This window comes from Paenibacillus sp. Soil787 (assembly GCF_001429545.1).
Classification (GTDB): Bacteria; Bacillota; Bacilli; order Paenibacillales; family NBRC-103111; genus Paenibacillus_E.
In genome coordinates this window covers 973,900-995,219 of record NZ_LMSP01000001.1, presented here as the reverse complement: position 1 = coordinate 995,219, position 21,320 = coordinate 973,900, and the positions used below count along the sequence as shown (strand labels likewise).

Genomic DNA, 21,320 nt, shown 5'->3' with positions numbered 1-21,320 from the left:
TGCTTACGAAGAAAGTTTTGCTAAAGCAAAACTCTTAGGAGGTGTAAATCATGGTTGAAGATACTACGATTGGCGGCAGAATGTTTGGCATCATCAATTACTTGTTACTAACGATTATTGGTCTCATTACGCTTATCCCCTTTGTACATGTTGTAGCGGGGTCGTTTACGACCAGCGCGGAAATGGCAGCCAAGAAATTTGTCATCATTCCGACGGATTGGAGCATAGAGGCCTATCGATTCATTTTCTCAACGAATACGATTTTTAAAGCCATGGGCGTTTCGATTGGTACTACGCTTGCGGGAACGATCATCAGTATGTTTATCACAGCTTTGATGGCCTACGGTTTATCCCGTCAAGACGTGGATGGAAGAAAAATCATTATGTTTCTTGTTGTGTTTACGATGTTGTTTCACGGCGGCTTGGTTCCGACCTTCCTGGTTGTGAAGGAACTGGGGATGATCGATACCTACGCGTCGTTGATTCTTCCTTCTGCGATTAGTGCCTTTAATTTAATTATTTTGAAAAATTTCTTTCAAAACATCCCAGAGGGACTCGAAGAGTCAGCCAAGATCGATGGCTGCAGCGACTTTGGTATTTTGTTCCGAATTGTGCTGCCTTTATCGATGCCGGCTATCGCAACCATCTCGTTATTTTACGCTGTGACGTACTGGAACACTTACCTCAGCGCGATTCTTTACTTAAATGAGAGTGCGAAGTGGCCGATTCAGGTCCTTCTCAGACAAATTGTCGTGCTTGCCAGCGGGATGGATGTCAGTGCGGATTTGGATAGTGTCACACCGCCTCCTGCGCAATCGATCAAGATGGCTGTTATCGTCGTGGCGACTTTACCGATCTTGTGTGTGTATCCGTTCTTGCAAAAGCACTTTGCTAAAGGGGCTATGATCGGCTCCATAAAGGGATAAGGAAGGGATTTCAATTAATCCGAAAATCTATTTTGACATAGAGAGGAAATTCAATATGACTCATCATTTTGTAAAATCACCCATCGAATGGGCAAGAGCTGCCTGCGATTCAATTATGAGCACTTACACGCCTATGGAGCTGCCACCCGCTGAGCGTTGGCATTATCACCAAGGTGTATTTTTATGCGGCATGGAAATGCTTTGGGAAGCTGAACAGGATGATCGCTATGACGCCTACATTCAGGCATATGTCGATGGTTTGATCGACGAGCATGGCAATCTCTATTTCGCACGGGATGAGCTTGATGCGGTTCAAGCGGGGCTTTTGTTGTTCCGATTGGACAAACGGACAGGACACAGCAAATACCGAATCGCTGCGGATAAGCTGAGAAACTTGCTGAACACGCTGAATCTCACTTCGGAGGGCGGTTACTGGCATAAAGACAAATATGCTTTCAACATGTGGTTGGACGGATTGTATATGGCAGGCATCTTCTCATTGAAATATGCGAATGCTTACGGAGACCTCGGCTTGCGTGGAACCGTACTGCATCAAGAGAAACTGATGCGCAAATATATGAAAGATGAAGAGACAGGGCTGCTGTACCATGCCTGGGACGAAAGCCGGAAGATGCCATGGGCGGATACCGAAACCGGCTGTTCACCTGAATTCTGGGGCCGTTCACTGGGCTGGTATGGCCTAGCAGTAGCGCAGTTTCTTGATGAGCTCCCAATGGACGAACCAGGGCGCGAAGAGTTAGTTAACTCGCTGCGTGATTTCGTTCATGCGTTGATTCGTTATCAGGATCCAGAGAGCGGACTGTGGTATCAAATCGTTGACAAGGGTGATCAGCCCGATAATTGGCTGGAGACATCATGTACCAATCTATTCGTATACACGATTGCCAAAGCGATTAAGCACGGGGTTGTCGGTCAAGAATGTGTGGATGCAGCCGTGAAGGGATATGAGGGTCTGATTCGAACGTTGAAATTCGATGAGCAGGAACGAGTGATCTTACCGCTGATCTGCATCGGAACATCAGCCGGTGATTATGAGAACTATGTGACTCGACCAACAAGTGAGAATGACCTGCATGGTGTTGGTACATTCGTGATGGCGTGTGTAGAAATGGAGTCACTCATGAAGTAAGAATCCGAAGAGCTAAAATTGATTTTTGTGTTAAAAAGGCTGGACACATATTTGTGTTCAGCCTTATTTTTTTAAATAATTTTTGTAAATCGTTATTGGCTTTGTCGTAATTTAGGATCTCTGTAGGATAGTGATTTTTGGTGAAAGTAAGCTGCTACCAGTAACAAACTAGGTATTACAAATTGTAAAGGAAGTTGAACATAGGTCATGTTAAATTTAAAACCTACAGCTAGGTGCTCGGCATATGTTTTTGTCATGACATGACCAAGAGGGGCAGTGATCGCTGCAATCGGAATAAGAACGTAATGGTAACTCTTCAAATTAAATAAATGGGCTGTTCCAACCGCGGCACCATAGATGTAAACACCAACTTTGAAAAACCCCCCTGCTACCATTAGCAGAATAACTACGGCATCGATCCGCTCAAGAAAATCCGCCACAGAGGCCATTCGTATAGTCGATAATAAAGGATAGTTTAACATACCGTACAACTGAGGTCCAAGAACGGAGATCATGCCTACTATATTAAGGGATAATAAAACTCCTGCTGCCAAAACTGCAGTCATCCCCACCTTTTTAAGCTTCGTATTATCTTTTAATGTTGGCCAAATCATAGTGAATGCGACTAATTCCCCAAAAGGAAGGCTGGTAAGGGTTGGGAATGACTCTTTCCATACGTTTTTTATTCCTGTACCAAGTACAGGTGTAAGCTGTTTCAGGTCTACAACTCCTGAAGCATAAACGATGATCCATGTGCTAATGGATATTAACAGAACACCGGGAACCACCATTTCTGCCATCCGTCCAAACACTTCAATACCACCGCGGAGCGTATAAATAATTACGGCTACAAAAGTTGCAAGAATAAAAATATCTGGGGTTCCAACTAAAATTGTAGAAAGCATGAGATCGGAGAAATCTCGACTGATCCTCGCAGCTTGAGATGTGAAATAAATAATATAAGTGATACTGAGTGGATATCCAATATACCTACCTGAAACTTTTTGAATGATTTGGATCAAGGAATCATTTGGGTAAAACCCAGATAATTTGGTGAAGACGGACATTAAAATAAGCCCCAACACCATGCCGATTAATACGGCGAGCCAAGCATCTTGTTTAGCTTCCGCTCCTAACGTAAAAATGACAGCACTTCCTATTTCAAAAGCTAACATCATAAGAAAGAGTTGTTTGAAACCTATTTTCTCTTGATTCATATCGCCTTCATCCCATTTCTGTGAATTAGATATCATTATTAACGTTCACTTCTTTTTTAAACGAAAATTTGATGAATTAGGTATTATTTACCTTGATTTGTCGAAAGATAATAGTTGGAAATTGTAAGTAGAACTGCTTAAACCTTACTTATCAGGGGAGAACGGATGAAGAATATTCGTAATCTAGGTTTTGCCTTCGTGCTCACCGCTTTCATTGGATGGTGTATATATGTTTACTTACAGGAAATTTCGTCGAATTTATGGGTCCATCCCCATTTTTACACGTTTACTGTTTTGGAAATGCTGTTGGCTGCTATGGGAGCTTTCTACATGATCATTATGGTTATTATGTTAGCAGGTCATCTTTTCTTAACGTTGTTGAAAAAAATAAAGGCTTAATGGTGAGGGGATTTGGCATGGAAAAGGGAAAGTTAGGTTGGTTGAAAAGTTTAGTGGCTTCTCAACGAAAGAATACGAACTTTCTTGAACAATCATCCGCAATCCTCAGGGAACCATTGAAAAGTGATCTGCTTAGCTCGAATCTTTTACAGAATGTAGGACAATTAAAAACGATATTTGATCGATCTTCCGATATTGTATTTAGGGATTTTCAAGTGGGTGAGACTCAAAAAGGGACTCTTCTTTTTTTAGATGGCCTTGTCAACATGAAATTGATTGACGATGACGTCATAAAACCTCTATTGGAATATGGGAAAAATCAATTGACACAAGCCATGCTTCGTTACGAGGGAATGGAGGATTTTCTTAGTAAACAAGTGATCTCTGCTGCACAAATAAGCAGTGGGACAAGTTTTCAAGATGTGATAGATCATGTGTTGTCCGGGGATACCGTATTGATTCTAGACGGTGTAGAACGGGCCTTATTCGTCAGTGCAAGAGAATGGGAGTCCCGTTCGGTTGAAGAACCGGCGACTGAAGCGGTGATCCGCGGCCCTAGGGACGGATTTACGGAAAACCTGCGGACAAATACTAGTCTCATTCGCAGGCGATTGAAAACCCCCCAGCTTAAAATGGAAGCGATGAATGTAGGGCGATTATCAAAAACAGAAATCGTCATTACTTACTTGGATAACATTGCTGATGAAACGCTAGTGGCGGAAGTCCGTGAAAGAATCAGCAGGATTGATATCGATGCAATTCTCGAAAGCGGATATATCGAGGAGTTCATTGAAGACACTCCGAGTTCCATTTTCCCTCAGGTGCAGAGTACGGAAAGACCGGATAAAGTCGTTGGCAATTTATTGGAAGGGAAAGTAGCGATTATCATCGATAATACGCCTTTTGCCTTGTATGTTCCGGTTACCTTTTATGAAATGCTGCAGGCGAGTGAAGATTATTATGGGCGCTTTATGATTTCGACAGCGATCCGCTGGATACGCTTTTTGTTTCTGGTGATTGCCTTGTTTTTGCCATCTTTGTATATTGCTCTATTAACATTTCATCAGGAATTGGTTCCGTCAACTCTGTTATACAGTGTGGCTTCCTCCCGTGAAACGGTCCCATTTCCGGCTATTGTTGAAGCCTTGCTAATGGAAATAGCCTTTGAAGGATTGCGGGAAGCTGGCGTGCGTTTGCCTAGGCCGGTAGGACAGTCGGTGAGTATTGTCGGAGCTTTGGTGATTGGTCAGGCGGCTGTTCAGGCGGGCATTGTTTCCGCCCCGATGGTTATTGTCGTATCCATCACCGGTATCGCTTCTTTTATCATTCCCAGCTTTAGCCAGGCGGTCGCGATCAGAATGCTGCGTTTTCCCATGATGTTTTTAGCTGGATCGCTGGGGTTATACGGAATACTATTAGGCATGTTGTTCATCATGAGCCATATGTGCCGCCTTCGCTCGTTTGGTATGCCCTATTTGTCACCTTTAGCCCCTTTGCATTTTGGTGACCTTAAAGATGTGCTTGTTCGGGTGCCTTGGTGGCAAATGACGGATCGTCCGGAAGAAGGAGCAAAAAGAAATCCGCACCGAATGAAACAGCCGTTGCGTCCAGTTCCACCGAACCGCAAGGAGTAGGATTTACTACGGAAGGGTAATGTTGGATGAGAACACGAATTGTATGGGGTTTGATCCTTCTGATGATGCCGATTCTCTCGGGCTGCTGGAGTCGGATAGAGGTCAATGATTTAGCGTTTGTAACCGCAGCAGGAATCGATAAGATGGAGGATGGCAAAATCCGTTTAGCACTGCAGGTGGCTATTCCGAGAATGTTAGGCGCTGCAGGCCAAGGTGGCATTGGCGGGGGAAAAGACATTGGAGCTAAAGCGGTATGGATCGTTTCAGAAAAGGGGGAAACGATTTTGGATGCCTATCGAAGACTCCAAGAAAAACTGCCACGCCGAATATTCTTTTCCCACAGCGCAATTATTATTTTTGGCGAACAAATGGCCCGGGACGGAGTTTCACCGGTACTCGATTTTTTTATTAGACAGCGGGAAGCGCGAATGCGCAGTTACATCTTATTCACAAAAGGGGAGGCTGTAAAGATTCTCAAGTTTATCCCCAAACTCGAAAGAATACCCGCTGAAATCATGAGAGAGGAAGTTAAACAGCACATTGGTGTAAGGATGAATCTGAAGGATTTTGTTCATATGCTTGTGACGGAAGGGGTAGAACCGATTGCTGCTGAAATGGAACTCGTGCCTTCGAGCTTAACGAGTGGAGGGGATTCCAAGGTGCCATCTCCGTCAAATGTGGAAACCAACCTTTCGGTCAAAGGCTCAGCCATATTCAAAAAGGATAAATTAATCGGTTGGATGAATGACCTAGAGACGAGAGGAGTTCTCTGGCTTCGCAACGAAATGAAAACGGGTGTTGTTACGGTAAACATTCCGAAGGAAAAGGGAAATGGAAAAATAAGCGTTTTAATATTGAAGGCCGAGACCCAAATCAAACCTATTCTTAGGGATGGAGAATTAAGCGTGGAAGTGAAGGTAAGAGCTGAGCACGAACTTTATGAGAATAACTCGAAATTGGATGTGAGTGATCCTAAAGTCATTCATTTTGTGGAAAATAAGTTGGAAGATGATCTTAAGCAAAGAATTCAACTGGTACTCGATATGGCACAAAAAAAATTCAAATCAGATATTTTCGGATTTGGAATCGCTGTAGAACGGAGATATCCAAAAGAGTGGAAGAATAAGTTTAAAGAACATTGGGAGGAGGAATTCCCAAAGCTGAAAGTCGATACCACGGCTGATGTGATAGTAAACCGTACAGGATTAACGAATAAACCTCTTATTTTGAAAGAGAAGGAGTCAGAAAGATAATGAAAGTCATCCTGATTTTAGTTCTTTTTGTACTTCTTGCTTCTCGAGATGTGCCTGGAATGATTAGGAATAAAAACTATCACAAAGACCTGGTTGTATACAGTTTTTTGATGCTTGCCGGGTTGACCTTGAACTTTCTCGTTGTATTCCATGTTTACCTTCCGATCTGGCCGAAAGATTGAAAAGGAGCACGAAATCTTGATCGCTTGCGATTGGTTGTCTGGCAGCCTATGATTTTCCGCTGGAGTTTTCGTATCCGGAATTATGCTTGGAGCAGTGAAGGAATAACGCGAACGAAAACTCCGTGTATAAGGAAACTACTGAATGTAAAAAGGTATAGATTTATTGGGTCTTATTTGAGCTGCCGGATGATATAATCCGCCGTGCGTATAGCTAGAGCCGCCATCGTGAGCGTCGGATTTGCTGCGCCCAGAACCGGAAAAATGCTGTTATCCGCCACATAGAGACCAGGTACACCATGAATTTGCCCGTACCGGTCGGTTGCCGAGGTGGCTGGATCGTCGCCCATCCGGCAGGTTCCGGCTTCGTGGTCGCCGGCTACCGGCTCATCGGGGACCAAAGAGACGAGCGGGGCTCCAATCACGGACGTAACCCGTTTTACCTCTTCCGCAGCCTGCCCAAGAATGGCTTTATCTGCTTCATTGTAATCAAGGTGAATTTGAAGCTCAGGCATGCCGTATTCGTCGCGTCTGTACGGATCGAGTGTGATTTTATTTTCGTACCGCGGCTGGATCTTACCGAAGCCGGCAACAAACAATTCCATTTCTTCTTGGAACGGGATTTGTTTGTCATGATAAGAATGATAACCGATCGGTCCTTCCAGCACAATTTGGTAAGGAAGCTTCTCGGTTTCGGGAATCAATATGCCGATCGGACCTAATACATACGGATAATCTTTGCGATTGAATTTGGCTGTTCCTCTGACAGCAGAGTGATTGATCAGATAATGGCCGATCGCGTCTCCTCGGATCCCTGAATGCAGAAGGATACGTGGAGTTCCGAGAGTGCTTGCACTCAAGACGACGGTTTTCGCTTTCAGGACATAGGATCGTTTATCGGGTGTCATTACATGAACGCCTGCGACACGCCCTTTTTCGGTTACCACTTGTACGGCGCGGGCCAGCACAGCCAAATCGTACGACTTTCGATACAGCGCTTTGGCGAGAAACGAGATCGAGCTGAAATAGACGTTGGAGTGAATTTCGCCGTACCTGGTCGGTTCCATATCCACGGCTAGCGGCTCGTTCACCGCTGTGGGATACGGGCCGTTCCGAAGTTGATTGAGTAAAAGTTGGTTCATCGGGGATCCTTCGGTATATACATTTGTAACATGCATGGCTTGTTCGGCGATATTGTAGTACATGTCCATCTCCCACCCAGGTACAGGCCATTGCTCGGGAGTGAGATACATGCGCGGACTAACCCCCGACCAGACCAATGACCTGCCTCCGACAGCGATAAGCTGCCGAAGTCTTGTGCCGGAGACCGGAATTTTTAAACGCGGACTGTTATACGCCAAGTCGTTCCAACGCTTAAAGTCTATGGTTTCGATATTTCGTGCATGAGTTGGCAGGATCAGATTACCCGCCTCTACGACACCGATCTTCTTGCCGTTCTTTCTCCATTGCTCGCACAATCGCCAGAGTACCGCTCCTCCGCCAGGCCCGGTGCCTACGATAAGTACATCATACTCGGTTTGACTCATTTTCTCCAAGGAGCTTGTCGGTATCCAAGATACCTCGGAGACCGGGGCGGGAGTTACCTGGATACTGCCGGACTCCGAATAGGCCCGTCTCTCGGAAGCGGCGAGAGGAAGATAAACGGGAAATCCGGTAAGAGGATGATCTGGATCAGGAATTCGGAAGTTTAAAGTTATTAGATCTGATAAGTTAATGTGAAACTTTTGAGCAATTTTTCTGAGCGTATCGCTTTTGTCTGCCACATAAATCCGCATGGATTTCACATCCTTATCGTTCATCTCGCTGCTGTTGGATATAATCTGCTGTACGAATGGCCAAAGCAACGGTAGTGAGCGTTGGATTGGATGCACCGCTGGCGGGAATGACACTGTTGTCGGCCACAAAAAGACCTGATATGCCGAAGACCTCGCCATACCGATTTACTGCCGCATTACGTGAATCATTTCCCATCCGGCAAGTGCCCATCTCATGTATTTCTTCACCCGGCAATCTCAAGCAGACTTCCGAACCGCCGTTAGTTAGCAAGGTCGCATTCATGACATAACTCGCCTGTTTAACGCCCTCAGCCATTTGGCGGATAACTTCAAGATCACGATCATTATAGGAGAAGCAAACCTGAAGCTCCTGCATTCCATACTCATCCCTTTTTTGGGGATCCAATGAAACGTAGTTTTCGTACCGCGATTCAACCTTGCCTGACGCTTGCATATCGACCCTCCATTCCTGCTGCAGTGGTTCTGTCTTATAATGATACCAGTAATATTGACCTGGACCGTACATCTGTATTTGATAGGGGCGTTCTTCCGTTTGGGGTAATAAAATGTTAAGTGTGCCTAGGACTTCCGGAAATTCAAGACGGCTTATGATTGCATTGCCAACTACTCTCGAATGATTGGTCAGGTAATGACCGACCGCTTCGCCTTTGATTCCCGAGTTCAGTAAAATGCGTGGAGTTTCCAGTGTGCTTGCGGATAGAACTACAGTTTCTGCTAAGATATCATAAGTTTTTTTATCCGGAGACATGACCCTGACACCGGCCGCTCTCCCTTTTTCCGTCAGCACCTGGACTGCGCGGGCCCTCACAGTTAAATCGAACGGCTTCCGATTCAAGGCTCGTGCAAGAAATAACATCGAACTGAAAAATACATTCGAATGAAGTTCTCCATACTTGGTCTGTCCAAGATCGACAGCTACCGGCATGTCTTCGGCTTCTGGAAACCCCTGCGTCTGAAGACGTTCAAGAAGCTTTTGCGTTAACAATGACCCCTGGGAGTAGTTTCGAGTCACGCTCATCACTTTTTCGGCAATGCGATAGTAATAATCCATTTCTTTTAAAGGAACGGGCCACTTCATTATTTCGGTGGGATGCATACGGGGAGATACCGCGTTCCAAATCATGGTTCTTCCGCCTAAAGCTAAAAACTGTTGAAAAGCCAAGGGAAACGATGCGTCTATTAAATCAGGAACCGGACATACAGGCTGCGATTCCCCGACTTTTTTCCAAAACTTGGGATTGCTCCAATATTTAACGTATCGCTCAGCATCCATTGTCGCAATGTTTTGGGCGTGCGTCGGCAGCATAAGATCACCGGCTTCAATAACTCCTATTCGTTTCCCGCTTTTCACCCAATGTTCGCATAATCGCCAAAGGACCGCTCCACCCCCGGCGCCTGTCCCGACAATGAGAACATCATAATGCGTCCGGGCCATCTGTTCCAGTGAGGTAAGGGGAATCCAATGATCCAGATAATCCGGTAGCGGCTCCACCGGACAAAGGTGAAGGCTGGCCTGCGCATTGCCGGAAGGATTTAAGGAAGGAAGCTTGATTTGTAAGCCGGTGATATTTCGATCAAGAGCTGTAATGTGTGGATTAAGGGAGGTGAGTTGTTCCAATTCGATATCATTTTTTTTTGCAATTTTGAAGAGAGTATCGCCATCACTCGCAATGTATATCCTCAATACCACCAGATCCTTTCAAAACGATACAAGATACACCGCAATCTTCACTTTGCCCCGGCAGCAGTAGCGGATAGATAGGAGTTGTTCTACATATCGACACGCGGTCTAGTCATAAATGTGTCGCATTTATCCTGAAAAATATCTATGTATATCTATGTCGTCGAATGTTGATTTATTCTTTCAAACATCATTGTGATTTCGGGAACCCGTCAACATTTTAACGTAAAAATGTTGACGGGTTCCCTGAATCGGTTATTGACCGAAAGACGACCCTCCGTTCACATGGATCACCTGACCCATCACATAAGTGGAATCGTCGGATGCCAGGTAGACGTATGCGGGCGCAAGCTCCCAAGGCTGGGCGTCCCGTTTCATAGGATTATCAAAACCGGCCGACATATAAAGCTCCGGAGGCAGCGATGCCGGTTGTAGAGGCGTCCACGTTCTACCCGGAGCAACTGCATTTACACGGATTCCGCGATCGATCAGCGACATGCTCAAGGAACGCGTAAACGTGCTAATCGCGCCTTTGGTCGCCGAATAGTCGATCAACCCTTTAAATCCGATACTTGCGGTTTCGGAAGAGGTGTTGACGATCGTACTTCCGGGTTTCAAGTAAGGGAGGGCCGCTTTGGTGAGATAGAACATCGCAAAAATATTTGTTCGAAAGGTCCGTTCCAGCTGTTCGCGCGTAATGCCTTCGATGCTTTCCTGATAAAACTGCACCGCCGCATTGTTGACCAGGCAGTCGACTCGGCCGAAAGTGCGGATCGTCATTTCCACCACATGCCCGCAAAACGATTCATCTCCGATATCTCCGGCGAGCGTGAGGCACCTTCGGCCCAATTGATTGACCCTTGCCAATGTCTCCTGGGCATCCCCGTGTTCATTGTAATAAACGACGACGATGTCCGCTCCTTCTTTGGCGAACGCGTACGCCACAGCCCTTCCAATCCCGCTGTCTCCGCCCGTTATAATCGCAACTTTATCGCGCAGCTTTCCGCTTCCAGCATAAGCGGGGTTTTCGGAAACGGGCCTTGGAATCATGATTGATTCGATACCGGGCTGCTGTGGCTGATATTGCGGCAGATAATAAATCGGAATCCTTTTACAATCGGTATAACTTCCGTAAGTGGGCTTCATCATATCCCGTCCTTCTTGTGAATTGAGATATCATAACATATGCCCATTGCGGATTGGTTGTGCCGTCGGAGCCGGTTCATCATCCTTCTTCTAACTTTTGTTTCAGGTGTGTGGGTATCGCTGAAAATAATATACCTGATTCCTCTTCTGTTAATTTATGTGCAGATGATGCATATAATGCTCTGACAGGCGATTACTAATGAGGGGAGAAGGGGACGTATGAAAAGAGCATTCACTTTACGGTTTTCCCATAAGTCCTCGAACGATATACAGCTCGGGAAGAAGAAGGCGTTAATTGTCCAAGGAGGATGGAAAGGCCATTTCCCTAAAGAGATCTCGGGTATTCTTGCAGGGATCTTGAGGGAAGAAAACTTCGATGTGGAGATTTCCGATACCTTGGATGTTTTTCTGGATCGGGAAAAATTAAAACAAGTGGATCTGATAGTTCCGGTCTGGACCCTCGGCACCCTGACGGAGGAGCAGTTGAATTCGTTCCTGTCCGCGGTGGAAAGCGGCACCGGCGTTGCAGGGCTTCATGGGGGCTTGGTCGATGCTTTTCGCTGTGAAATCAGATATCAGCTCATGGTCGGCGGGCAGTTTGTTTGGCATGCCACGAAGAACGTTACTTACCGGGTGCACATCACGGATCCGAATCACCCTCTTGTGAAGGGAATTCCGGACTTTACTGTCAGAACGGAACAGTTTTATATGCTTGTCGACCCAGCCAACGATGTGCTGGCCACCACCAATTTTGAAATATCTCCGCCTGAGGTTTGGAGACCGGTCGTTATGCCAACGGTGTGGATCAAAAAATACGGTAAAGGCCGGGTGTACGCCAATACATTAGGACACTCTCCGGAAATCGTAACCATACCTCAAGTTATCGAGATGATAAGACGAGGGTTGGTTTGGGCCGCGAGGTAAACGGATTACTTGTCAAACAAGTAACAGAAACGAAACCGGTGTACGGCATAATTTAAGAGCCTATTTGTAGATCAGCCCCTCTTGTGCAAACGGAATGTAAATAAACTTCCGTAAATGTACAAGAGGGTTTTTTAACGTGTAGCCAGGGATGTTTAAGTTAACTAAAGCAATTTCCGTCATTTTTGAGTAATAAACATCCTAGTTAAGTTATTATGCCTATGACTCATTTTTGATTTTGGACCAGAATATAAAGTCTCGGCGAAAGCATTTTCTTTCCAAGCTAGAAGAGGTTTCCCTAACCGCTCTGAAGGAATGAATGTATATGGATCCAACGATGGATTGAATTGGATTTTATTAACGGAGACTTTTACGACAAATACAGAAGCAATGGAGACCCTCCGAGTAAAAGAATACTTAGTTAACGAATCATTTAGATATTTGAAATTCCAAGTGGCTTATCCTGGTATTCCTACGGATCCTGCATATCCAGGTATCTCATCTTTCGCGGAATTTAGGATAGATGGAACCAGATATGAAGTGAACGAATAAAGCGGTCGTTCGTGTGGAACAAAGATCTACAAAGGCGTAAACTTCACAGCAGTGTTCTACGACGCTCGTAATGTTGGTATGGTACACTCGTAGGCGTGGAGTCCGTCGTCACGGATACCGCTCCACGTAACCCATACCGCCTTGGCGTCTACAGTCTTCAGCACCGCCCTCAAAGGCGACGTACATCCATAGTAACAGGAAGTTGAAAGCGAGGACGTCCAACAGGACGTCCTTTTCATGTTTCTTACGTAAGATTAATGATAATTAAGGAATCCCGAATAAACCAAACTATGGTAAAATAATACGTGAATCATAGAAATACGCATAGATTAAGAGTTTGCTAGGACATGTTCTAGAACAAATAGATACCCATAAATAGACGGATTTGCCGGAGCACGCCATCAGGAGGAACAGGATATGAAAAGAACATTAGCTGTAAGCGATATACATGGCTGTGTGGATGAGTTCAAGCAATTACTCGATAAAGTAAATTTTAATGCTGTAGAAGACCAGCTCGTGCTGCTTGGTGATTACGTGGATCGAGGGCCGCAAAGTCGGGAAACCGTGGAATTCGTTATGCATTTGGTGCGAGAAAAGGGAGCAATTGCGCTCAAAGGGAATCATGACCAACGTTTTGTGGATGTTCTGGGGGACGTTGATTCATTGACGGAAATGAAGTTTTTTGAGCATGGAGGCATCCAAACATTTAAAAGTTTCTGCGGGTCCGAGGAGCTTGATTTGAAACAATCGAAAGAACGAATCCGAGCAAAGTTCAGCAATCATATTTCATTTTTAAATAATCTTCCGTATTATCACGAGGACGAGACTCACATTTATGTACATGCGGGGCTTAATCCTGCATTTTTAGATTGGAAAACCCAGCCAGAAAGGGACTTTATGTGGATTCGAGCTCCTTTTGTCCAGCAGCGAACGGTCGTTAAAAAAACAGTCGTATTTGGGCATACGCCGGCCAAAGATATTCACGGAAAAGCAGATGTTTGGTTTGATCGTGATAAAATCGGCATTGATGGCGGCTGCGCATACGGCTTACAAATGAATTGCTTGGAAATCAAGGGCAGAAATCAGTACAAGACCTATTCGGTTGCTTCCAAAGGCAGTTGGAAATCATAAATGCGATGATACCGCGTACGCCTATTAGCAAGAAAGATCAAGAACCATTATTTTAAATAGCTTACACTGTGTTTAGAATGCTGGAGGGGGCAACCGATGGACACCGATTATTTTGTGCAGATTCAGAAGACTTTGGATTATATTGAAAATCACCTATCCGAGCCTTTATCTGTTGCTTGTTTAGCTCAAGTCGCTTGTTTCTCTGACTTCCATTTTCATAGAGTCTTTCAAACCATGGTGGGAGAAGCTGTGATGGAGTATGTTCGGAAAAGAAGATTAGCGAGCGCGGCCTATCAGATTGCGCATACGGAGAAGAAGTTGATCGATATTGCCCTCGACAATGGGTTCCAGTCCCACGAGAATTTCACTCGAGCATTCAAAAAAGTTTTTGAACGTACGCCGCTTGCTTACCGTAAACAAGGCATACTGACGCCAGTTTATGCGAAAGCGAATGTGCTGCAAAGAAAATTCAACCCTTATTTAGGAGGAATTCGAATGGAATATCAACTGAAGACGAAGCCTGCTTTTAAACTGATTGGCTATGAACTGAGAACGTCCTGCAAAGAGGGAAGAAACCATCGTGAAATCCCTGCATTCTGGGGCTCGTATCTTCAAGAGGGCAAGGGGAGTCGCATTCCCAATCGCTTACATGCAAATTCACAAGTTGAGCTGGGCATTTGTACGGATTTCAACATGGAGACTGGTGATTTAAGTTACATCATCGGAATGGAGGCCACAGGTTTCGAAGGTGTGCAAGCCGATCTGGTGTGCCGAGAATTCCCTGAGGCAAGGTATGCTGTGTTCACAACGCCAAAGGTTACTCAGGATCAGTTTGTCGCATCCATTCAGAGCACGTGGAAATCCATTTTTGAAGAATGGTTTCCTCATTCTGGCTATGAGCATGCAGGAAGCGCGGAGTTCGAACTGTATGATGAACGCTGTAACCCGTCCAAAAATGAGCTTGTACAAATGGACATTTATATTCCGATTAAGGAAAAATAGAGCAGCATGTCTGTAACAAATAGGAATCATTTGTAACCAAAATGACATCTGGTTTTCATCTGGCTTTAAGGTTCGGAGCCTATACTGAAATTCGACCCCCTTTTTAAATATATATACTTGAAGACCCGCAGCCCGTTGCTGTGGGTCTCTTTTTTTATTTAGGCGCCGAATTCGACCTCTTTGTCGGGAAGGCCGCGAACCTCGATCGTGGTACCTAGGGAACGAAATGTATCGACGATGTTTTCATATCCTCTTTCAAAATGTTCTACGCCGGTAATGGTAGTTCTGCCTTCTGCCATCAACCCGCCTATCAGCAGGCAGATGCCGGCCCTAATATCTGTGGCGTGGACCAGATTGCCTCGTAAGGGTACACCGCCTTTGACGAAAGCAGTTCCCGAACGAACCTTGATATCAGCTCCGAGTCGTATTAATTGCCCTACATGACTGAATCTTTTGGGATAAATTGTATCCGTAATGATGCTTTTTCCTCCGGCTTTGGTAAGAAGTGCCGTCAGCGGTTGTTGTAAATCGGTAGCAAATCCGGGATACATGGCCGTCCTGACCCGCGTTGCTTTGAGTATCCCTGAAGAGTGCGCTGTGATGGAGTTGTCGCCGAATTCGAAAAATAACCCAATCTCAGTAAGTTTGGCAATACACGAGCCGAGATGTTCCGGAATGATATCTTCAACGGTTATCGTACCGCCGGTTGCACCCGCGGCCATAAGTAAGGCTCCCGCGATCAACCGATCCGGAATGACGGTATAGGAGCAGCCATTCAGATAAGTAACGCCTTCGATGTGAATGGTATCGGTTCCGGCGCCTTTGATGTTAGCGCCCATATGATTCAATAGGTTGGCGGTATCAACCACTTCCGGATCTTTCGCCGCGTTGCGAAGGATCGTGCGCCCTTTAGCTCTTACAGCGGCCAATAAGCTGTTGATCGTTGCTCCGGACGTAATCATATCGAAGTAAATATCTGCGCCGCGCAGCTCGCGAGCTTCCACTTCATAGTAGTCTTCGTGAAACGTAAATCTAGCCCCCATAGCGGTCAATGCTTTGATATGTTGATCGATGGGGCGGCTTACAAAATCATCCCCTCCGGGATATCCGATAATGACTTTACCGTATTTAGCAAGCAAAGCACCAACAAAATAATAGGCTGTACGGATTTTGGATGCTTTGAATGGGTCAATGGAAGTGGAGTGAATAGCACGAGGATCGATAATTACATCGCTTGTGGACTCGCGAAACATATGGACACCGAGGTCATCCGCTATTTGTCGAATAATGTGAAAGTCTGCAATCTCGGGAATGCCAGTTAGCCTTACTCGCTCATCGGCTAAACAAGCTGCTGCCAATAAAGCTAACGAACTATTTTTGGAGCCAGGAATCTTGACGTTCCCATTCAAGTTCATAGATTGAACCACTTCAATTGCTTTCACCCTGCATCTTCCTTCCATATCCAGATCAATTGTGTTCTACCGGTGCGATGATAACTTCCACACCCTGATTCTTAATCTTCTGAACATCCTCTTCTGCGGTCTCCGCATCCGTGATAATCAAATCTAACTGTCGGGTAGTTACGGAACAAGCAAACATATCGATTCCTATTTTTTCATGTGGTGCTAACCCGATTTTTTTTCGGGAAATGTCACATACAGCTCTTGTAAAGCTTGCTCCCTCCGGAGTGGCTGTGCTTATACCTTTGGCTGACAGGCCGCCTCCTGTTACGAAACATATATCCAAAGAAAACTTCCTTACCTGCTCAATCGCTAACGGGTCAATCATATTACCAGAAGCAGCTCGAAGCTTGCCGCCAATTAAATAGGAGTCAATGTTGTCATATTCTCTTATGCATTGGGCGATTTTGAGCGAATTCGTTACAATCGTGAAAGGTATATGTTTAGGCAAATATGTGAGCATACCATAATGAATCCCTGCTCCACCTATAAAAACGGCATCATTGGATTGAATATAGGAAGCAGCCAACTTGGAAATCGCATGTTGGTGTGGCATTGCTGCACCATATCGGATAGATTCCGTTTGTGGCAAAGTTCGAACCTTGGCTACAGGCATGGCGCCGCCGTACGTTTTCTTAAGCAGGCCCATTTCTTCCATCATGGTAAGATCTCTTCGAATAGAGTCGACGGATAATTGAAACTGATCGGCAAGATCTTTGGCAACAACTCGTTCGTCCTTTTGAAGGATAGATAAAATCAACTGTCTGCGTTCTTCAGCTAACATTAGTATGCCCCTTTTTTTAGAAAAATGGAAAAGATTTCTGTATTTATTTTATTCCGTATGTCTCGTCTTTGTCAATTATTATGCTCATTATTCTTCTTGAAGTTTCATGTTTTTTCATATTGATGAATAAAAAAGGCTTATCCCACGCTCATCTACAAGATGATAACAGGAAAAGCCTTTTATGCGCGCTTGGAGCGCCCTAGCACAACGATCAATGCCAGCATGAGAAAAAGAAGCGGAAGTGCCGCGGCTTTCATTCCTTGGCCTGATCGGACATGAGTTAGCATAGCGCCAGCCATTATAACTACAATAGTGCCAGCGGAGTAGAACGCGATGCGCGGCTTCCAGAAGCCGATAATCAGCCCGATTCCAGCTAATAATTCAATCGCCCCAACGATATACATGAAACTTAAACCATATCCATATGTCGTTGTGAATGCCTCCACTTGTATGGGGTGAGCTGCTAATTTCAAAATGCCAAACATCAAAAAAGCTGCTGCCAACAAGCCTTGTAGAATGCGAATTGTCCATTTCAATGAAAAGACACCTCATTATGAGCTTTCTGTTAAAATGAGACCGAAAGATAGCTGAGCGAACCGACTTCGTAGCTGCGATGAATCACTTCGGCGGGACGCTTTGGATCCCCGCTGCCCATTGTAATAAAGAGCGGAATGAAATGCTCTGGTCTTGGTACGGCCATGCGAGCATTCGGAGCTAAAGTGGCGTAGTCGAACAGCGCCTCCAGATTCTGCGTTTGCATGTTGCGGATGAGCCATTCATCGAAATCAACAGCCCAAGCGTCTGGCTCTTTGGCATCCCAATTGAGAGCTCGTAAGTTATGCACAGTAGCGCCGCTTCCGATAATCAGAATATCCTCCTGATCGAGACCGCGCAGAGCTTCGCCAATGCGATACTGCTCCGCAGGCGGCAAGTACGGGTTAACTGACACTTGAATGACTGGGCATTCAGGTAGCGGGAACATCCGTAAAAGCGGAACCCAAGAACCGTGGTCAAGCCCGCGCTGTGAATCCAAATTCACAGGGATGCCTTTCGCCGTGAAGCGGTCAGCGATTATTCGAGCCAGTTCCACATCCCCTTTGGCTGGATATTTGATTTGAAACAGTTCATCCGGGAAGCCGCGGAAATCGTAGATGGTGTCATATACGTCATTGGTGGACGAAATGGTGAGTACCTCTGTTTCCCAATGAGCCGTGAAGATGACAATCGCTTTCGGGGAAAGCTTCTTGCCATAGTCGAGCAGGAATTGCGTGCAAGCTGTATCTTGAATAGCCATCATGGGAGATCCGTGTCCTACAAATATGGGTGAAATCATTATAAAAACACTCCTTTATAAATTACTTTTCTTATTATTACTTAAATTCACTTAGTTACTTTATGTAACTGATATTACGTCAAATTTGTAGTTTCGTCAAGTAACTAAATTACTTTTTGTAACCTTGTATATCCGTGTCAACTTACTCTATAATAAATAGACATATAGAGGTGATAAACATGGAACGCAACCTACTGTGTCCTCGTTTCGAGAAAGCTGTAGAAATCCTCAGCAAGCGCTGGACATCGCTTATTGTTTTTCAATTACTATCAGGCCCGCAGCGGTTCATAAATATCGATCAGGCACTTCCCAATTTGAGCGGCAAGGTATTGTCGGAGCGACTGAAGGAGCTTGAGCATGAAGGTATCGTTAAGAGGGTAGTATTCCCAGAAAGTCCCGTCCGTATCGAATATTCACTTACGGACAAGGGGCAAGCATTGGCTCCGATATTCGGCGAGATTGCGAAATGGTCACAAGAGTGGCTGCCGGTTTAGGAATAGTGTAAAAAAAGGTCATCCAACCTGTGGAAATCTGCAGGGTAGATGGCCTTTTTTGTTTTGGAGGACCTGAGAGACTCCGAAATATACGCGAGCGAACCTTGGGTGTACGTTGTAGCGCGGCGTGAAGGCTGTCAGCTTATTCATGGAAATTGGCATTTATAGCCTTCTTCAATTAAATACCAGCCTCTACCATCTGGTGGATCATTCACTCCGCCGTGCTACAGCGATCCCTTTTCACTTATCTGTTATTGTCTGATAACTAAAATATCGCGAGGAGGGGTCCCGGTACTTTGGATCTGTTGAATTTGGGAATTTGTAAGGTTGCGTCCTACTAAAATTAAGGAAGAAGTTAGATTATTGAAATTACCTAAATTCGACACGTTTTGGCGTCCACGAAATATGCGAATGGATCCCTGAAAGTTAATTCGTGAAAACAAAACTAGTGTCACAGAATCTGTGGTTGAAACATTTCTTAGACGGAAACTGGAAAGGACGTTATCAAAACGAAACGCTCCTAAATCTCGAACTGCTACACCTCCACGTCTAAGAACAATCCGCCGATTTGTAAAATTATTGCCAGAAAAAAGTTGGAGCCTTACATCTGTGTTTGCCAATCCTATCACCCTTTCTTTTGGAATGATATATTCTATGATTGATTCATAGGAAAGGTTTGGACAAATATGCGCTATAAAGCTTGATGGAACAAAATGAATATGGAGGAACTTAATGATGTTGTAGGAAATGCAACAATTCAACGAATGAAAGACGCTCACTAGAGGTAGGGGAGAACGAGTTGTCTAAGACTTTCACTTGAGAGTGTGTGGGGAGAAGGAGTCGCTGGAGAGCCAACAATCTATTGTCCCAAATAATGCAAATGGAATGAAGTTAAGAAAAGCCGAGGGTTCGAGGAACCGACGGCTAGTAGTCTTGATTATTCATGTTTCGTAGGATCGACCAATTCCAGAGCGGATAAAGCATTTCCGCCTTCTTCATCGTCCGATTCCACGAACCGTTTGAGCACGTTTAACTTGTTTTCCCAATAGCGTTCGTAATAGGATAGCCAACGCTTCAACTCCATTAGCGGTTCTGCCTCCAGCCTGTATCGGGTCTCGCGGCCGACTTTGCGTTCTTTCACCAACCCGGCATCAGCCAAAATACGAAGATGCTTAGACACCGCGGTGCGGCTCATCGGGAAATGCCCGGAGATAACCGTTACGGGCATCTCTTGCTCTCCCAGCAACTGCAACACCTGACGGCGGGTTGGATCGGCGATCGCTTGAAAGACGTCATGCTTCTGCGAGGGGACTGCCATCTTAAGCCTCGACGTGAGCAGCCAGTTTCTTCGCCAGGCCAACCCAGCCCATCGACATTGTTTCGCGAACAGCTGTGTGAGGTTGACCGAATTCCGTAACTTTATCCGCATCCCAGCCGGAGTGGATGAGAGTGAATTCTGTTTTGTCTTCTAAATCGGTCAATTCAAAAGTCAGCGACCAATCTTTGCCCCATGCGAAAGATAGACGGTTTGGCGGGTCGAGCTCGGTTACTTTACAAGGGGATTTGCCGAAAGGTCCTGCTTCCAAGTGAAATTCATAACCAACTTCTGGTTTGAAATTATTGGGCATGAGCCAGGCTGCGATGCCATCAGATGTCGCTACGGCATTCCAAACCTTTTGAATCGGTGCGTTAAAAACAAGTGTTTGCTTGATATCCGGCAATGTGCCTTGAGTCTGATTTTCCATAAATAAGTAGCCTCCAATAAATATTTTTTTAGGATTTCGTTTTTACTTTACTCTTATGACGCAAACGCAGGGCCGACCATTTATCGTCCACCGCAACATTGCTTACAAGACGATAGTCCGTATTTTCATCCATCAACTTCCATAGAATGTCTCGGTTAATGTCGGTTTTCACCTTCGAGCTTTGCTTCGGATAGGTGATCCAGAACACAGCTTCATCGTTCAAATAGGCAATCGCTTTAGGTGCCCATTCAGCCACCTCGGCAGCATTGTTAACAAAAAGCTGAACGAAATCGTAGGTGCCATTCAGCTCCTCATTATCCTCAATCCCAAGCTTGTAGCCTTCGGGTGCCTGAAGAACGAGGGCTCGTCCTTGCTTGTAGCGCAGCTTCTTCAACAATTCGTCCTGCATCGTAAGTCATTCCTTCCTATATGTCCTTTTCGTATTGTGTCCAAAAGATTAGGTTTTCCAAAGGTATTACAATACGAAACCAAATGG

At 45.2% G+C, this 21,320-nt stretch carries 20 protein-coding genes; 9 read left to right on the top strand and 11 right to left on the bottom strand.

The genetic code is table 11. From position 1 onward, the window contains the following. The first annotated feature begins 50 nt into the window (after window positions 1–50). Both ASG93_RS04010 and ASG93_RS04005 read left to right on the top strand, forming a co-directional pair. Window positions 51–926: a carbohydrate ABC transporter permease gene (locus ASG93_RS04010; RefSeq protein ID WP_056829020.1), complete on the top strand. Its 876-nt coding sequence runs from the start codon at window positions 51–53 to the stop codon at window positions 924–926. A 55-nt stretch (window positions 927–981) separates the two neighbouring features. Continuing rightward, window positions 982–2,076: a glycoside hydrolase family 105 protein gene (locus ASG93_RS04005; protein WP_056829016.1), complete on the top strand. Its 1,095-nt coding sequence runs from the start codon at window positions 982–984 to the stop codon at window positions 2,074–2,076. A 92-nt stretch (window positions 2,077–2,168) separates the two neighbouring features. Here ASG93_RS04005 and ASG93_RS04000 read toward each other — a convergent pair whose 3' ends face one another. After that, window positions 2,169–3,293: a GerAB/ArcD/ProY family transporter gene (locus ASG93_RS04000; RefSeq protein ID WP_056829326.1), complete on the bottom strand. Its 1,125-nt coding sequence runs from the start codon at window positions 3,291–3,293 to the stop codon at window positions 2,169–2,171. Window positions 3,294–3,458: 165 nt separating this feature from the next. Here ASG93_RS04000 and ASG93_RS35680 point away from each other — a divergent pair, with 165 nt between their 5' ends. Genes ASG93_RS35680 through ASG93_RS03985 form a run of 3 tightly spaced genes read left to right on the top strand, consistent with a single transcriptional unit; the run spans window position 3,459 to window position 6,579 of the window. Continuing rightward, window positions 3,459–3,692 (top strand): hypothetical protein, encoded by a 234-nt coding sequence (locus ASG93_RS35680; protein WP_056829013.1) that lies wholly within the window; start codon window positions 3,459–3,461, stop codon window positions 3,690–3,692. A gap of 17 nt (window positions 3,693–3,709) precedes the next feature. Then, window positions 3,710–5,326 (top strand): spore germination protein, encoded by a 1,617-nt coding sequence (locus ASG93_RS03990; RefSeq protein WP_082614679.1) that lies wholly within the window; start codon window positions 3,710–3,712, stop codon window positions 5,324–5,326. Window positions 5,327–5,352: 26 nt separating this feature from the next. Next, complete coding sequence (locus ASG93_RS03985) at window positions 5,353–6,579, top strand: Ger(x)C family spore germination protein (protein WP_056829012.1); 1,227 nt, start codon at window positions 5,353–5,355, stop codon at window positions 6,577–6,579. 352 nt (window positions 6,580–6,931) lie between these two features. Here ASG93_RS03985 and ASG93_RS03975 read toward each other — a convergent pair whose 3' ends face one another. From ASG93_RS03975 to ASG93_RS03965, 3 genes are all read right to left on the bottom strand, one after another. Beyond that, window positions 6,932–8,554, bottom strand: coding sequence for a GMC oxidoreductase (locus ASG93_RS03975; protein ID WP_056829008.1), 1,623 nt, complete (start codon window positions 8,552–8,554; stop codon window positions 6,932–6,934). Window positions 8,555–8,567: 13 nt separating this feature from the next. Beyond that, window positions 8,568–10,259: a GMC oxidoreductase gene (locus ASG93_RS03970; protein WP_082614678.1), complete on the bottom strand. Its 1,692-nt coding sequence runs from the start codon at window positions 10,257–10,259 to the stop codon at window positions 8,568–8,570. 252 nt (window positions 10,260–10,511) lie between these two features. Next, a complete protein-coding gene (locus tag ASG93_RS03965; RefSeq protein WP_156410778.1) occupies window positions 10,512–11,405 on the bottom strand; it encodes an SDR family oxidoreductase in 894 nt (297 codons plus the stop codon). A 216-nt stretch (window positions 11,406–11,621) separates the two neighbouring features. Here ASG93_RS03965 and ASG93_RS03960 point away from each other — a divergent pair, with 216 nt between their 5' ends. The 3 genes from ASG93_RS03960 to ASG93_RS03945 all read left to right on the top strand — a co-directional run bounded on the left by ASG93_RS03960 (window position 11,622) and on the right by ASG93_RS03945 (window position 15,008). Beyond that, window positions 11,622–12,326 (top strand): ThuA domain-containing protein, encoded by a 705-nt coding sequence (locus ASG93_RS03960; RefSeq protein WP_082614677.1) that lies wholly within the window; start codon window positions 11,622–11,624, stop codon window positions 12,324–12,326. Between the two features lie 966 nt (window positions 12,327–13,292). After that, entirely contained in the window at window positions 13,293–14,006 is a 714-nt protein-coding gene (locus ASG93_RS03950) for a metallophosphoesterase family protein (RefSeq protein ID WP_056829005.1), read from the top strand. Window positions 14,007–14,102: 96 nt separating this feature from the next. Further along, window positions 14,103–15,008 (top strand): AraC family transcriptional regulator, encoded by a 906-nt coding sequence (locus ASG93_RS03945; RefSeq protein WP_056829004.1) that lies wholly within the window; start codon window positions 14,103–14,105, stop codon window positions 15,006–15,008. 158 nt (window positions 15,009–15,166) lie between these two features. On the opposite strand, the gene murA is transcribed toward ASG93_RS03945, so the two are convergent. From murA to ASG93_RS03925, 4 genes are all read right to left on the bottom strand, one after another. Next, window positions 15,167–16,450 (bottom strand): UDP-N-acetylglucosamine 1-carboxyvinyltransferase, encoded by a 1,284-nt coding sequence (gene murA / locus ASG93_RS03940; RefSeq protein ID WP_056829003.1) that lies wholly within the window; start codon window positions 16,448–16,450, stop codon window positions 15,167–15,169. Window positions 16,451–16,475: 25 nt separating this feature from the next. Further along, window positions 16,476–17,252, bottom strand: coding sequence for a DeoR/GlpR family DNA-binding transcription regulator (locus ASG93_RS03935; protein WP_056829001.1), 777 nt, complete (start codon window positions 17,250–17,252; stop codon window positions 16,476–16,478). 179 nt (window positions 17,253–17,431) lie between these two features. Further along, a complete protein-coding gene (locus ASG93_RS03930; protein ID WP_056828999.1) occupies window positions 17,432–17,788 on the bottom strand; it encodes a DoxX family protein in 357 nt (118 codons plus the stop codon). A gap of 29 nt (window positions 17,789–17,817) precedes the next feature. After that, window positions 17,818–18,585, bottom strand: coding sequence for a DODA-type extradiol aromatic ring-opening family dioxygenase (locus ASG93_RS03925; RefSeq protein WP_056828997.1), 768 nt, complete (start codon window positions 18,583–18,585; stop codon window positions 17,818–17,820). A 179-nt stretch (window positions 18,586–18,764) separates the two neighbouring features. Between ASG93_RS03925 and ASG93_RS03920 the strand changes: the two genes are divergently transcribed. After that, window positions 18,765–19,079 (top strand): winged helix-turn-helix transcriptional regulator, encoded by a 315-nt coding sequence (locus ASG93_RS03920; protein ID WP_056828995.1) that lies wholly within the window; start codon window positions 18,765–18,767, stop codon window positions 19,077–19,079. A gap of 937 nt (window positions 19,080–20,016) precedes the next feature. On the opposite strand, the gene ASG93_RS03915 is transcribed toward ASG93_RS03920, so the two are convergent. Genes ASG93_RS03915 through ASG93_RS03905 form a run of 3 tightly spaced genes read right to left on the bottom strand, consistent with a single transcriptional unit; the run spans window position 20,017 to window position 21,233 of the window. Next, on the bottom strand, window positions 20,017–20,397 hold the full coding sequence (locus ASG93_RS03915) for an ArsR/SmtB family transcription factor (protein WP_056828993.1): 381 nt from the start codon (window positions 20,395–20,397) through the stop codon (window positions 20,017–20,019). Window position 20,398: 1 nt separating this feature from the next. Then, the gene (locus ASG93_RS03910; RefSeq protein WP_056828991.1) at window positions 20,399–20,824 is read right to left on the bottom strand and encodes an SRPBCC family protein; all 426 of its coding nucleotides are present in this window, start codon (window positions 20,822–20,824) and stop codon (window positions 20,399–20,401) included. A gap of 28 nt (window positions 20,825–20,852) precedes the next feature. Beyond that, window positions 20,853–21,233, bottom strand: coding sequence for a hypothetical protein (locus ASG93_RS03905; RefSeq protein ID WP_056828990.1), 381 nt, complete (start codon window positions 21,231–21,233; stop codon window positions 20,853–20,855). Window positions 21,234–21,320: the final 87 nt, after the last annotated feature.